The sequence below is a fragment of the Acinetobacter sp. BIGb0102 genome (genome assembly GCF_003815055.1).
Classification (GTDB): Bacteria; Pseudomonadota; Gammaproteobacteria; order Pseudomonadales; family Moraxellaceae; genus Acinetobacter; species Acinetobacter vivianii.
The window spans coordinates 53,564-67,258 of sequence record NZ_RKQE01000015.1 but is presented as its reverse complement, the minus strand read 5'-3'; the positions used below and the strand labels follow the sequence as shown (position 1 = coordinate 67,258).

15 protein-coding genes are annotated in these 13,695 nt (G+C 43.1%); 7 read left to right on the top strand and 8 right to left on the bottom strand.

Going from position 1 to position 13,695, the window contains the following annotated elements; genetic code table 11:
* Nucleotides 1-32: 32 nt before the first annotated feature.
* Together ptsP and EC846_RS14905 are read right to left on the bottom strand one after the other, a co-directional pair.
* Entirely contained in the window at nucleotides 33-2,327 is a 2,295-nt protein-coding gene (gene ptsP, locus EC846_RS14910; protein ID WP_004774229.1) for a phosphoenolpyruvate--protein phosphotransferase, read from the bottom strand.
* 93 nt (nucleotides 2,328-2,420) lie between these two features.
* Nucleotides 2,421-2,897, bottom strand: a complete 477-nt coding sequence (locus EC846_RS14905) for an RNA pyrophosphohydrolase (RefSeq protein ID WP_004656060.1) — start codon at nucleotides 2,895-2,897, stop codon at nucleotides 2,421-2,423.
* Between the two features lie 183 nt (nucleotides 2,898-3,080).
* Here EC846_RS14905 and EC846_RS14900 point away from each other — a divergent pair, with 183 nt between their 5' ends.
* The gene (locus EC846_RS14900; RefSeq protein ID WP_004774231.1) at nucleotides 3,081-3,731 is read left to right on the top strand and encodes an HAD family hydrolase; all 651 of its coding nucleotides are present in this window, start codon (nucleotides 3,081-3,083) and stop codon (nucleotides 3,729-3,731) included.
* Nucleotides 3,732-3,827: 96 nt separating this feature from the next.
* On the opposite strand, the gene EC846_RS14895 is transcribed toward EC846_RS14900, so the two are convergent.
* Both EC846_RS14895 and EC846_RS14890 read right to left on the bottom strand, forming a co-directional pair.
* On the bottom strand, nucleotides 3,828-4,691 hold the full coding sequence (locus tag EC846_RS14895; protein WP_004774233.1) for a LysR family transcriptional regulator: 864 nt from the start codon (nucleotides 4,689-4,691) through the stop codon (nucleotides 3,828-3,830).
* 52 nt (nucleotides 4,692-4,743) lie between these two features.
* Complete coding sequence (locus EC846_RS14890) at nucleotides 4,744-4,950, bottom strand: DUF2061 domain-containing protein (RefSeq protein WP_004774234.1); 207 nt, start codon at nucleotides 4,948-4,950, stop codon at nucleotides 4,744-4,746.
* Nucleotides 4,951-5,294: 344 nt separating this feature from the next.
* Between EC846_RS14890 and leuC the strand changes: the two genes are divergently transcribed.
* The 4 genes from leuC (at nucleotide 5,295) to leuB (ending at nucleotide 9,312) form a co-directional block, all read left to right on the top strand.
* Nucleotides 5,295-6,713 (top strand): 3-isopropylmalate dehydratase large subunit, encoded by a 1,419-nt coding sequence (gene leuC / locus EC846_RS14885; RefSeq protein WP_123775638.1) that lies wholly within the window; start codon nucleotides 5,295-5,297, stop codon nucleotides 6,711-6,713.
* 108 nt (nucleotides 6,714-6,821) lie between these two features.
* Nucleotides 6,822-7,472 (top strand): 3-isopropylmalate dehydratase small subunit, encoded by a 651-nt coding sequence (leuD, locus tag EC846_RS14880; RefSeq protein WP_123775637.1) that lies wholly within the window; start codon nucleotides 6,822-6,824, stop codon nucleotides 7,470-7,472.
* A gap of 135 nt (nucleotides 7,473-7,607) precedes the next feature.
* Nucleotides 7,608-8,186 (top strand): hypothetical protein, encoded by a 579-nt coding sequence (locus EC846_RS14875; protein WP_004774240.1) that lies wholly within the window; start codon nucleotides 7,608-7,610, stop codon nucleotides 8,184-8,186.
* A gap of 46 nt (nucleotides 8,187-8,232) precedes the next feature.
* On the top strand, nucleotides 8,233-9,312 hold the full coding sequence (leuB, locus tag EC846_RS14870) for a 3-isopropylmalate dehydrogenase (RefSeq protein ID WP_004774241.1): 1,080 nt from the start codon (nucleotides 8,233-8,235) through the stop codon (nucleotides 9,310-9,312).
* 51 nt (nucleotides 9,313-9,363) lie between these two features.
* Here the strand turns inward: leuB and EC846_RS14865 are convergent, their stop codons facing one another.
* On the bottom strand, nucleotides 9,364-9,753 hold the full coding sequence (locus EC846_RS14865; RefSeq protein WP_123775636.1) for a hypothetical protein: 390 nt from the start codon (nucleotides 9,751-9,753) through the stop codon (nucleotides 9,364-9,366).
* Nucleotides 9,754-9,905: 152 nt separating this feature from the next.
* On the opposite strand from EC846_RS14865, the gene EC846_RS14860 reads away from it, so the two are divergent.
* Entirely contained in the window at nucleotides 9,906-10,277 is a 372-nt protein-coding gene (locus EC846_RS14860; RefSeq protein WP_123775635.1) for a lysozyme inhibitor LprI family protein, read from the top strand.
* Nucleotides 10,278-10,349: 72 nt separating this feature from the next.
* On the opposite strand, the gene infA is transcribed toward EC846_RS14860, so the two are convergent.
* The gene (infA, locus tag EC846_RS14855) at nucleotides 10,350-10,571 is read right to left on the bottom strand and encodes a translation initiation factor IF-1 (RefSeq protein WP_001284370.1); all 222 of its coding nucleotides are present in this window, start codon (nucleotides 10,569-10,571) and stop codon (nucleotides 10,350-10,352) included.
* 230 nt (nucleotides 10,572-10,801) lie between these two features.
* Between infA and EC846_RS14850 the strand changes: the two genes are divergently transcribed.
* Nucleotides 10,802-11,809: an AraC family transcriptional regulator gene (locus EC846_RS14850; protein WP_004774248.1), complete on the top strand. Its 1,008-nt coding sequence runs from the start codon at nucleotides 10,802-10,804 to the stop codon at nucleotides 11,807-11,809.
* 67 nt (nucleotides 11,810-11,876) lie between these two features.
* Here EC846_RS14850 and truA read toward each other — a convergent pair whose 3' ends face one another.
* On the bottom strand, nucleotides 11,877-12,674 hold the full coding sequence (truA, locus tag EC846_RS14845) for a tRNA pseudouridine(38-40) synthase TruA (protein WP_123775634.1): 798 nt from the start codon (nucleotides 12,672-12,674) through the stop codon (nucleotides 11,877-11,879).
* Nucleotides 12,675-12,689: 15 nt separating this feature from the next.
* Nucleotides 12,690-13,658 (bottom strand): asparaginase domain-containing protein, encoded by a 969-nt coding sequence (locus EC846_RS14840; RefSeq protein WP_171410039.1) that lies wholly within the window; start codon nucleotides 13,656-13,658, stop codon nucleotides 12,690-12,692.
* Nucleotides 13,659-13,695: the final 37 nt, after the last annotated feature.

Genomic DNA, 13,695 nt, shown 5'->3' with positions numbered 1-13,695 from the left:
GGCGCTCTTTTTATGATTGTGTGAATGGTATTTTATACACTGACCAGACGATTCGATTTCACCATGTCGGCAAGACCGTGGGTTCTGAAATAATGCTCAAGCCAGCTTTTAATCACCAGCGGATTGTTCATTTGCAGCACATCTTCAAGCAGTTTTTTGGCATCGCTCATTGGCACATGGCAAATTGCTTTGCGTACTCGCAAAATATTACTAGAACTCATTGATAGCGTATTGAAGCCCATTGCCATTAACAGAATCGCAGACAATGGATCGCCCGCCATTTCACCACACACACTGACAGGTTTTTGGTGTGTATGGCAGTCTTCAGCCAGACGTTTCAAGGCCCGTAAAATCGATGGATGGAAGTGTGAATACACGTTGGCGACATGGGGATTATTACGGTCAACTGCCAACAAGTACTGGGTTAAATCGTTGGAACCTACCGAGAAGAAATCGACTAGTTCGGCAAACTCATCAATTTGCAGTAGCACACTCGGCACCTCGACCATAATCCCGATTTTAGGCTTGGTAATCTTGACCTGTTCTTCTTCCTGTACTGCAACCCAGTCACGCTCAAGCAGATACAGCACTTCTTCTACTTCGCTGACACTGGTCACCATCGGCAGCAGGATATGCAGATTATTCAGGCCAATGCTGGCTTTGAGCATGGCACGGATTTGTGCAGAGAAAATCTCAGGATGATCCAGCGTAAACCGCAGTCCACGCCAGCCTAGCGCTGAGTTTTCTTCTTCAATACTGAAGTATGGCAAGTCTTTATCCGCACCAATATCAAGGGTACGCATAATCACCGGTTTATTGGCAAAATGGCTGAGCTGCTGACGATAAATGGCACGTTGTTCTTCTTCGCCAGGGAAGCGCTCACGTAGCATGAAGGGAATCTCGCTACGGTATAAACCTACACCTTTGGCACCGCGCTGAACACCACGCACCACATCAATCATTAAACCTGTATTGACGAATAACGGAATAGAAATACCATCAGGCGTAATCGCATCTTTGGTTTCGTATTGCTTTAAATCTTTAGCGATCTGTTCTTCTTCTTTCTGAACTTCTTTATAACGTTGGCGTAAGCGACGTGGTGGATTGACAAAAACACGGCCTTGATAAGCATCGACAATCATTTCAATATCGTCCAGCGTGGTGATTGGCAATTCGGTAACACCGACCACTGTTGGAATACCTAATGCACGCGCTACAATCACCATATGTGAATTGGCTGCACCTTCCGAGGTGACGATTGCGGCAATATTATCAACTGGCAATTCCACCAGAGCAGCGGTACTGATTTCTTCGCCAATCAGAATGCTGTCAGGGCTGAGCTCACGATGGCTTGAATCCGCCTCTTGCAGGCAGGCTAGAATTCGACGGCCCAGATCTTTGAGATCAGAAACGCGTTCGCGCAGATAGTCATCTTCCATTTGCGCAAACAGCGCAACATGTTTGTCGATCACTTTACGCACTGCGCCTTGGGCCCAGCTTCCTACACGGATATGGTCTTTAATTTCACTTGGTAAGGCATTTTCATCCAGCATTCGTAAGAACACGCTAAATAACGCCCGTTCTTCCGACATGAGGGAATCTTGCATTTTTTCATCTAAGGACTGAATTTCCTGACGAACCGAAGCAATGGCTTGATCCAGTAAATCCAGTTCTTCGCTGATATCTTCTGCTTCACGATCTGGAATGGCAGCAAGATCGGCAGGTGGGTAGAGCACGATGGCACGACCCAGTGCGATACCGCCTGCACCTGAAACACCTTGGAAGGTTTTGTAAGTTGAACCAGTGGTTGGCTTGCGGAACACATCAATATTGCCGACCGCATGTGCATGTGCGATGACACCTGAAAGTTGTGCACATAGCGTCACTAAAAAGGATTCTGCGGCTTCGCTGAAGTCTTGCGATTCTTTATTCTGAACCACAAGTACGCCCATGACCTTACGGCGATACATCACAGGCACGCCAAGGAACGAGTTAAATAGCTCTTCGCCTGTTTCAGGTAAATAAGCAAAGCGGTCATGCTTCGGCGCATTGTCGAGGTTCACAATCTCCTCGCGTTGCCCGACTAAACCGACCAGACCTTCACCGATATTTAACGAGACATTGCCGACGGCTTCAGGTTTAAGACCTTTCGATGCCATCAGCACATAACGGCGATTACGTTCGTCCAGTAAATAAATCGAGCAGACATCCACATGCATGGCTTCAGCCACATGATTGACCATAATGTCCAAAGAATCATGCAAACTGACGGACGCATTAATTTCTTGCACAATGCGTCTAAGGGTGTCGAGTTGCATGTTTGACATGGATGTTTACTCCAGTTTATTGAATCGTTATAGGCCTAGTTATAACAGCTCTCTTGCCAAAAATCATTGCTTAAAATGATGATTCTATGACAATTAACGCTGAGGTAGTTGTAAACATAATTCCATCATGGCTTTACGGTAAACATCACGTTTGAAGTTGACCACTTGACCCAATGGGTACCAGTAACTCACCCATTGCCATTCATCGAACTCGGGTGGGTCTGACAGGTTTAACTGAATATGATGAGGCGAGGCCGTTAACTTCAGTAAAAACCATTTTTGCTTTTGTCCAATACATACCGGATCTGAATCTGACCGAATGTACCGATGTGGCAAACGATAACGCAGCCAACCTTTTGTTTGCGCTATAATCTGGACGTGTTCGGGCAATAAACCGACTTCTTCTCTCAGTTCACGAAAAAGTGCCTGTTCAGGGGTTTCACCAAATTGGATCCCTCCTTGTGGAAATTGCCAAGCATTGTGACCAATGCGCTTTGCCCATAAAACCTGTCCATCATCGTTTGCCAAAATGATCCCGACGTTGGGTCGGAAACCTTCTGAGTCGATCATTTGGCTACCTAAATTTTATCTATATCGTTGACTTTGATCTCGGGGACAGACTATCTTCCATGTCCAACTCGAAAAAGGTCAAAGTAAAATGTTTAAATTGCTATGATCTTAACGAATTTTTAGTGACTTACGGAAATAGATTTACGTTTTTTTTCTTTAATTTGCATTTAAATGAGCATTTATATGAAATTGGCTTTGTTTGATTTAGATCATACCCTGTTAAATACCGATTCTGACCATTCATGGGGCGAGTTTTTGGTCAGTGAAGCTTTGGTTGATCCTGTTCATCATCGTCAAATGAACGACAAATTTTACGAAGACTATAAAGCAGGGCAACTGGATCCGATTGCCTATAATGAATTTGTTTTTGAATTTCTCACCAAACACGATAATCACTATTTAACTGAATTACATCAGTTGTTTATGCAAAAAGTCATTCGCCCACAAATGCGTCCAAAAGGATTTGATGCGATTAAAAAGCATCAGGATCTGGGGCATGCCATTGTGGGGATTACCGCGACCAGTGATTTTATTACCGCGCCGATTTTCCGTGAGTTTGGTATTACAGAAATTATTGCCACCAGTGCTGAAGTTGTTGATGGTAAATACACGGGCAAGGTCACAGGAATTCCCTGTTATCAAAAAGGTAAGCTGGCACGTCTGGATCAATGGCTCGCTGGACGCACCGTAGATGAATCTTGGGCTTATTCAGATTCGATCAATGACCGTTTCTTGCTGGAATATGCGACCCATGCGATTGCAGTCAATCCAGATGACCGTTTAGAAAAATTGGCGCAAGAGCAGGCTTGGGAAATTCAGGACTGGTCAATCTAAAGTCTCTATATCCCTGTCTATTTTGAAGAATGTAAAAAACCTCCCATAAGTGGAGGTTTTTTATCGTACCAATGTTATACAGCAAAGGATGGATTATTATCCTACCTGCATCATCCGAATCAGCTCCTCAGCTGCTTTAGACTGGATGCGAGCTGGATGCCAGACCATACCGAGTTGACGTTGCATATCCAGCTGTAGATCTAGCTGTTTTAAATCCTGATTGACCAGTGTTTTGGGTAAAACAGACCAGCCTAAACCAATCGATACCAACATGCGGATGGATTCTAATGGATTGTTGCTCATGGTGATTTTTGGCTTGAGATTATTCTTTTCAAATTCCGCCAAAGTAATCTGACTGGTATAGGTTTGTGCTGCCGGTAATAAGCTTGGATAAGCTATCAGGTCTTCGAGCTTGAGCTGAGTTTGTTGTGCCAAGGGATGGAAGGGCGCGGTAACAAATACCAACGGATCATTCCAGATGGTGACATAGTTGAGCCGATCATCCCCGACTGGAGGTAAGGTTAAAAAGGCCAGTTCGAGTTCGCCAGCCAATACCTGTTCATGAGCCTGCTCAGAATCGACAAAATGGACATCTAAAGTGACTTGAGGAAAATGCTGAACAAAATTTTTAAGCGGCTCAGCTAGGTGATGTAAACCGATATGGTGACTGGTACCAATCTTGAGACGACCTTGTACCTGTGCCTGTTCATGACTCAGGGTATGATGAATCTCACCCAGTTTATTCAGCCAGGTTTGAACTTTGGGCAATAGAGAATGTGCTGCATGGGTCGGTTGAATGCCACGACCTGCGGATTCAAATAGCTTGACGCCAAAGTAGTCTTCCAAGCTATGAATCCTTTTGGTCACTGCAGGCTGGGTAATAAATAATTGTTCTGCTGCAATAGAAATTGAACCAGTTTCCATCACTTTTACAAATGCTTCAAAAGCTGCGAGGTTCATACACGCTTATCCGGGAGAGATTTTAAATTGGTTTTATGTGCAATTTTTTGAATTAGAAATAATTCCAGACTTTTTCATGAAAGAAAAAAGCAAAGGCTTGTACTGTTGGCTCAATCAAACTTAAGGTTGCCGCCATGATCCAATTGCCTGTAATGATATATGCAACGAGCATCGCCACACTAATATGCATGATGTAATAACTCAAGGTTTTTTTCAAAGTCCTACTATTATTCATTACGAATTGTTGAATATTTGACATCGGCTTCACCCTACAGAATCTCTATTTAATTAAATAATAATCATTATCATTTGAAATGTAAAAAAGAAATTTCAATTCATGACGATTGTTTTTATAAATAGAATGAACATTCACTTAAATATGATTAAAAAAAATGACATTAAAGTTAAGATCAGGCAGGATCAGATTGATTTCGCATGCTTTTCATTTGAAAGCACAAAGATGAGCCGAGAAGAAAATTTATCATTCCAAAAAGTTTGTTAATTTATAAAAATGATAAATTAGATTTATGTAAAAGCATTGCTATAATCAATTCAAGATAAAAAATACCCAGTCCGATGGCAAGCACGATGGAGAGCGACGACATGGCAGGCAAAACTTTGTACGATAAATTATGGGACGACCATTTAGTAAAACAACGCGATGATGGTTCTAGCCTTATTTATATTGATCGTCATTTATTGCATGAAGTGACCAGCCCTCAGGCATTTGAAGGCTTACAACTTGCTGGTCGTCAACCGTGGCGTTTAAGTGCCAATGTCGCAACCCCTGACCATAACGTACCGACTTCTAAAAAAGAGCGTGAACAGGGTATCGCTGGGATTGAAGATGATACTTCTCGTATTCAGGTCCAGACTTTAGACGATAACTGTAAAACATTTAATATCGTTGAGTTTGGTATTAATGACATTCGCCAAGGCATCGCGCATGTTGTTGGGCCAGAGCAAGGTTTGACTTTACCGGGTATGACGGTAGTGTGTGGTGACTCGCATACCGCAACGCATGGTGCTTTTGGTTGCTTGGCACATGGTATTGGGACTTCAGAAGTTGAACATGTATTGGCAACGCAATGCTTGGTACAGAAGAAGTCGAAAAACATGTTGGTGCGTGTCGATGGCGTATTAGGCAAGGGCGTAACCTCTAAAGACGTGGTTTTGGCGATTATCGGCAAAATTGGTACTGCGGGTGGTACAGGCTATGCCATCGAGTTTGGTGGGCAAGTGTTCCGCGACATGTCAATCGAAGGCCGTATGACGGTATGTAATATGGCGATTGAAGCCGGTGCTCGTGTGGGAATGGTGGCTGTTGATGACAAGACTATTGCCTATGTCAAAGATCGTAACTATGCGCCAACAGGTGAACAGTGGGATCAGGCAGTTGAATACTGGAATACCTTACATTCAGACGAAGATGCGGTATTTGATGCGGTTGTGGTATTGAATGGTGCCGAGATTGAACCGCAAGTGTCTTGGGGCACCTCGCCAGAAATGGTGATTCCGGTGACACAAGCCGTGCCGACTTTAGAGCAAGCTAAAGATGACGTACAACGCAATGACTGGACGCGTGCTTATCAGTATATGGGTTTAACAGCTGGACAAGCCTTGGCTGATATTCAGTTAGATCGCGTATTTATTGGTTCATGTACCAATTCACGTATTGAAGATATCCGTGCTGCTGCCGACGTGGTAAAAGGTCGTAAAGTGGCTGCGAGTATCAAGCAGGCTATGATCGTTCCGGGTTCTGGTTTGGTGAAACAGCAGGCGGAACAGGAAGGTTTGGATCAGATTTTCTTGGAAGCGGGCTTTGAATGGCGTGAACCAGGTTGTTCAATGTGCTTGGCGATGAATGCCGATAAATTACAACCCGGTGAGCATTGTGCCTCGACTTCAAACCGTAACTTTGAAGGTCGTCAGGGCAATGGCGGACGTACCCATTTGGTGAGTCCAGCGATGGCGGCTGCGGCAGCAATTGCAGGCCATTTTGTTGATGTTCGGACATTTTAATTAAAGCCTTTATGCCCCTCATCCCAACCTTCTCCCAAAGGGAGAAGGAGTTCCCTCTCCTTAAAGGAGAGGGGTAGGGAGAGGTTACAGATTTTCTAGGAAACAATCATGAAAAAATATACTGTAGAGCAAGGTATTGTTGCACCTTTAGATCGTGCCAATGTTGATACCGACTTGATTATTCCAAAACAGTTTTTGAAATCAATTAAACGTACTGGTTTTGGCGACAATTTATTTGATGAGTTGCGCTATTTGGATGAAGGTTATTTGGGACAGAACATTAGCAAACGTCCAAAAAATCCAGATTTCGTTTTAAATAAGCCACGTTATCAAGGTTCTAGCATTTTATTGGCACGTACCAATTTTGGTTGTGGCTCAAGCCGTGAGCATGCGCCGTGGGCATTGAGTGAATATGGTTTCCGTACCGTGATTGCACCAAGCTTTGCCGATATTTTCTTTAATAACTGTTTTAAAAATGGCATGTTGCCTGTGATCTTGTCTGAACAGATTGTGGATCAGTTATTTAAAGAATGTGCTGAAAATGAAGGTTATCAGTTAACCATTGATTTGGATGCTCAGGAAGTTCGTACGCCGACAGGTGAAGCATTTAAATTTGAAGTTGATCCATTCCGTAAACATTGTTTATTGAATGGCTTGGATGATATCGGCTTAACTTTACAGGTTGCAGACGATATTCGTGCCTATGAAGCGAAAGCAAAACAGGCGCGTCCTTGGGTCTTTCAGGACATTCAGGCTTAATTTGAGTGGACGAAATTACACTTCGTCTTGGACATTTTTAACATAGCCATAGCGCAGACATTGAACTCTTGTTAACATGCTAGCGAATAATTTTTTGCTTACATGTTAACAAGGCATGAGGACTGGGCTTGAATAATGAGAAGAAGACTCGCTCGCAGTATTTTACTGTGTCTATGTGTTGGTACGACTTTAACCGCGTGTCAAAATGCACCGAACGTGGTTGATCAGGTTCGTATTGCACAGAACATGCTGGAAAGTAAGGCGGACAACACGACTTTATATTGTTCAGGCGTTGAGAATTGTGAGTTTGAACGAATCGGGGATATTGCGGTAATCGATGCAAAGACCCACCGGATCAGCCAGCAGGCAATGGGTCGGGGGATTGTTCGATTACATGGTTCGGTATTCAGCCGAAAACAGCAGGTGTATTTAAGCGTACCTGCCAAGCAATATGAAGTTGTCATTCGTTTCTATCCTATTTCTCCAGATCGTGCAGAAACTTTCCATGTCATTCATGCGTTTAAACCGCATGTGCGCTATACCTTTAAAATGTATCGAGACAGAACACATCGCTCATCAGGCAGCTTACTTAAAGTTTCTGTACCTGATCCGCTATGTGTAGATTTACAGCAAGAGCAACATACCATTCGCCGCTTCTGCCGTCCTTTTGATGTCAGTACAGGTTTAGGCGAGTTTGTTGAGAAAAAGGTTTAATCGGCTCGCAGTATCAAAACTGCTTATATGAAAACTGGAAAAGTAGATGTCTAAACATATTTTAATTTTAGCGGGTGATGGCATTGGTCCTGAAATCGTAGCTGCAGCGGAACAGGTTTTAACCAAGGTCAATCATAAATTTAATCTAGGTTTGACATGGGAACATGGTTTACTCGGTGGTTCAGCAATTGATGCACATGGCGAACCGTATCCAGCTGTGACCAGCGAACAAGCAAAAAAAGCCGATGCCATTCTACTTGGTGCTGTGGGTGGTCCTAAATGGGATAGCATTGAGCGCTCAATTCGTCCAGAACGTGGTTTATTGAAAATCCGTAGTGAATTAAATTTATTCGCTAATCTTCGTCCAGCAATTTTGTATCCGCAATTGGCCGATGCTTCTAGCTTGAAGCCAGAAATTGTAGCGGGTCTGGATATTCTCATCGTTCGTGAATTAACTGGCGGGATTTATTTTGGTCAGCCGCGTGGGATTCGTGAACTGGAAAATGGCGAGAAACAGGGTTACAACACCGATGTTTACTCAGAAAGCGAAATCAAACGTATTGCTAAGGTTGCTTTTGAACTGGCGGGATTACGCGGTGGAAAAGTATGTTCGGTCGATAAAGCTAACGTACTTGAAGTGACTGAGTTGTGGAAGCAAACGGTGACTGATTTACAGCAAGCTCAATATTCAAATATTCAGTTATCACATATGTATGTTGATAATGCAGCGATGCAACTGGTGCGTGCACCAAAGCAATTTGATGTCATCGTAACAGGTAATCTGTTTGGCGATATCCTGTCTGACGAAGCAGCGATGTTGACTGGTTCAATTGGCATGTTGCCTTCGGCTTCTTTAGATGAAAATGGCAAAGGCATGTATGAACCATGTCATGGTTCTGCTCCTGATATCGCAGGACAGAATATTGCCAACCCATTGGCGACCGTGCTGTCAGTTGCGATGATGCTACGTTATACCTTCCGTGAAGAAGCGGCTGCCAAAGCGATTGAAGATGCTGTAGGTCAGGTGCTGGATCAAGGTTTACGTACTGCCGACATTATGTCTGAAGGCATGACCAAAGTGGGTACAGATGCGATGGGTGAGGCGGTTGTTTCTGCGCTGAACTAATCTGTATTGAAAGCAAAAACGCAGCAATTGCTGCGTTTTTTATTTGGCTGTTTAGCAAGCCTTACCTTCATAACGTATGGCGCGGGCGATTTGCTGCTGATCCAGTTCGAAGATGATATGACAATAGAAATTCACGTCATAAGATTGGCTATAAGTTGTATTCGTGGAAAGGCGGGAACCATCCGAGATTCCCATATTCATTGCTACGGGAATATTAATCGGGCGAAGTACAGTAAAAACCAAACTTTCTTTGTTTCTCTGAGGTTGTTTTAAGGTCTGGAAGCCTAAACTTCGTAAGTTTAGGTTTTGTTGGATCTGATCAGCGGATTGGCCCACATAAGGCTGTAAATAGTCTTGCAGTTGTACGGATCGCCATCCAGGAGTTGCACATCCTTGTAAACCTAAAATGAAAGCAGCCAAATATATTTTATAATTTGCCATTTTATTTTCCTTAATTTTTAGCCCATCTCTCTATTCTAACGATATAGACAAACAAAGACAAAAACGTACAAACTTGTCTACTTTTGGGTAATACTAAAGAGAAGCAAAATATGCTTAGATGAGCCCGAGAGTTAAGAGATGTGGAAAGTTTGATGCACAGGTTAATATTCGGATTGATGGGTAGTGTGATGGCGACACTAAGTTATGCGGATAATTGTGATAACACACGTAATGGTTTTGATGATGTTTACTGTACCAATAAAGTCTATGTGAGTGCGGATACGGATTTAAATAAAAACTATCAACTATTACGTAAATACCTGAATGAAACACAAGAAAAAATTTTGAAGAAATCCCAGTTGGCGTGGATCCGTTATCGTGATGTTGAGTGTAGTGAAGACTTGCAAAGCACGGCGAATATTCAATGTCGTTTGAACATGACTCAAGACCGTAACAACTGGCTACAAGAGCGCTTACGTGAGTGTGAAGCGGGTGCGTGTAAAACTACACGCTTAAGCGAATAAGTTCAGGTTATGTCCTGTTGAAATAAAAAAAGCCACATAAAGATGTGGCTTTTTTGCATTCACTAATCTGACTTAGCGTGCACGATAAGTGATACGACCCTTGGTTAAATCATAAGGTGTCATTTCAACTTTTACACTGTCACCTGTCAAAATACGAATATAGTGTTTACGCATTTTACCAGAAATGTGAGCAATAACTTCGTGACCGTTTTCTAAACGTACACGGAACATCGTATTAGGAAGCGTTTCGGTGACAACGCCTTCGAACTCAATGAGTTCCTCTTTATTGGCCATAGCCTACCTGATGATCAAATTGGGAAGGCGCAAATTATAGTCAATTTATTTGAAATTTACAAGATCAAGTCGCGGTAAGGCTGTCAGATATTAACCGAAAGAAACTGTCGGACAATTTGGGATTTTTTTTAACAAAATAAGCAGAATATTGTTGTCAGTTTGGTCAATCAACGTTAATCTAAAATTGTTGTTCATTGTCATAATAACGTATCTACAGGGAAGGGCACTGCGTGGGTCAGCTAACAGATGCATCAGTTGTATTGCGCTTTGGTTATCAGGCAATTCGTAAAGCAGGATTACCAACCGAAGAGATTTTAACAAAAGCCGGCGTGGCGCTAAATCAGGTTGATACCAATGCGAGAACGCCACTGAGTGCACAAAATGCCTTCTGGATTGCGGCACAGGACGTGAGTAAAGATCCAGATATTGGATTACATCTCGGCGAGCACTTGCCTTTATACCGTGGGCAAGTCATTGAACACTTATTTATTAGTAGTGAAACTTTTGGTGAAGGCTTAAAGCGCGCTTTAGCTTACCAGCGTCTGATTAGTGATGCCTTTGATGCCAAGTTGATTATTGAAGATGGACGTTGCTATTTGACCAATGGTGAACAGTTCTGGTCGGATAATTTGGTCAATCGCCATTTTTCTGAATGTGCCATGTCTGGCATTTTACGTTTCTTTAAATTTATTACCGAAGGGCAGTTTGAGCCAATCTACATTGATTTTAATTTCAGTGAAGGCGCTGCTGATGATGAATATTTCAGGGTTTATGGTTGTCCGGTCAGCTTAGGACAAAAAGAAACCCGTCTTTATTTTGATGCTGCGGTACTGGACTATCCATTATGGCAAGCTGAGCCAGAATTACTGCAATTGCACGAGCAACTGGCGATTGAGAAATTACAGGAACTTGCGCGATACGATCTGGTTGGTGAAGTGCGCCGTGCCATTGGTTCAACTCTGGAAAGTGGTGAAACGACACTGGAAACGGTCGCTGCACAATTGAATATCACACCGCGTCGTTTAAGAACGCAACTGAGTGAAGCCAATACTAGCTTCCAGCAAATTCTTTCAGACTATCGTTGTCGTCTGGCGAAAAAACTCTTGGCGAATACCAGTGAAAGTGTAGAACGTATTGTGTATTTAACCGGTTTTTCTGAGCCAAGTACTTTTTATCGTGCTTTTAAGCGCTGGACCAATGAAACGCCTGTTGAATATCGTAAGCGTAAACAGCGTTAAACTGTCTAAAATGAAAAAAAAGCCTGATCAAATCGATCAGGCTTTTTTATGTGTTTAGTGCATTGCATTATTCAGGTAGGTTTAACCAGTGAGGCCCTAAAGGCATCTTCGGTAATTCAAACTCATCTGGATAATAGGCCTGAATAAAATAGAGACCATCGGAAGGCGCGGTAATACCGGCAGCGGTACGATCTTCTGCTGCAAACATGGTATCGATATGGTCAATGTCATACATGCCTTGACCGATTTCAAGCAGGCAACCCATGATGTTGCGCACCATGTGATGTAAGAAACCATCTGCCTGAATATCTAAAACTAAATAACGGCCATGCTCAAACAAGCGGCAATGTTTTACATGACGCACAGGCTGATTCGACTGACACGCCGCAGCACGGAAGGTTTCGAAATTATGTGTTCCTTCAAACTTGGATGCAGCTGCAATCATTTTCTGGACATCAAGCGTTTGATAGAGATGCGTGACCTGCTTGTATAGCAACGCAGGGCGAGTAGGGGCGTTATACACCACATAACGATAACGACGCGCTACTGCCTTAAAACGAGCATGGAAATTTTCATCCATGCATTTAATCCACTGAATGGAAATATCTTTGGGAAGTTGACTGTTGGCACCGCGAATCCAGCCAAGTTCTGGACGGATCGCTTCGGTATCAAAATGCGCCACCATATTGGTTGCATGCACCCCTGCATCGGTACGGCCCGCGCCATGTAACACGATAGGTTCATTGGCAATGGTACTCAGCACTTTTTCTACGGTTTCCTGAACAGTGATCACGCCAGCCTGTTGGGTTTGCCAACCACGGTATTGAGTACCGCAAAATTCAATACCAATTGCATAACGTTGCATGTTCTAACCTCAATATTAGTGTTGATGCCAATGTTCGAACCATTGTTCGTGGGTCGGGTATTTTAAATACATTTGCAGGGCTTTTGCATATAAATCGGCATGGCTATGGCAATCATTGACCAAAACTTTGGCAGATTGAATCCATGAGCTGACTGCATAACGCTGATCCAGCTGCCCGAAGGTGACCTGTGTACTAATAATTGGCAGACATTGTTTCTGATAAAAAGTGTCGAATAATGCAAGAATTTCATCATTGACGGCAATATTGCCTGTTCCGAAACCTTGTAAAACCAGAAAGTCTGGTGGAGCAGTTGCAAGATTTTTTAACTGCATGATGAGCTGCTCTTTTGCAATCGGCTGTAACATCAGATTGAGCATGCTCAGTTGTGCTGCTTTTTCGATATGCTCATTGTGGATGACAAAAGGATCAGCCGTGGTCTTGCAACTTTGCTCTGCCTTGATCCCGACAAATGCATCCAGCTCAGTTGTATGTGCTTTTAGCGTAGTTTGGGCATGGAAAATTTGTTGATGAAAGGCCAGATACACACCGCTTGCTAAACTCAATACCTGCTCTAGGGCCAGATATAAGTTACCGATAGCATCGGTAAACTCGCGTGTGTCATTGCCTTCAATATTCAGTAATGGATATTGGCTGCCCGTAATAATCGCATGGCAAGAATGGCCTAAGAATCGTGCCAGTGTAGCGGCAGCATAACTGAGCGTATCCGTACCGTGAATAATCACAAAATGCTGGAAGCCATTCAGTTGTAGTTGCTGGATTTGTTGGACCAGTTTGAGCCAGTCGGTTGCCGTACAGGCGCTGCTGTCTTTAATACTGGGTGCAGCGAAGCATTCGACATGTAAATGCGGTGGGATCACCTTGCCAAGTAGCGGTAAAAAGTCCTGTTCTGGCATTGGCATTAACGGTTCGCCAATACAGCCAAAAGTTCCACCCATATAGATTAAAGCGATTTTTTTCATCATAAAAAAAGCAGTCTTAGAGACTGCTTATATTAGACTG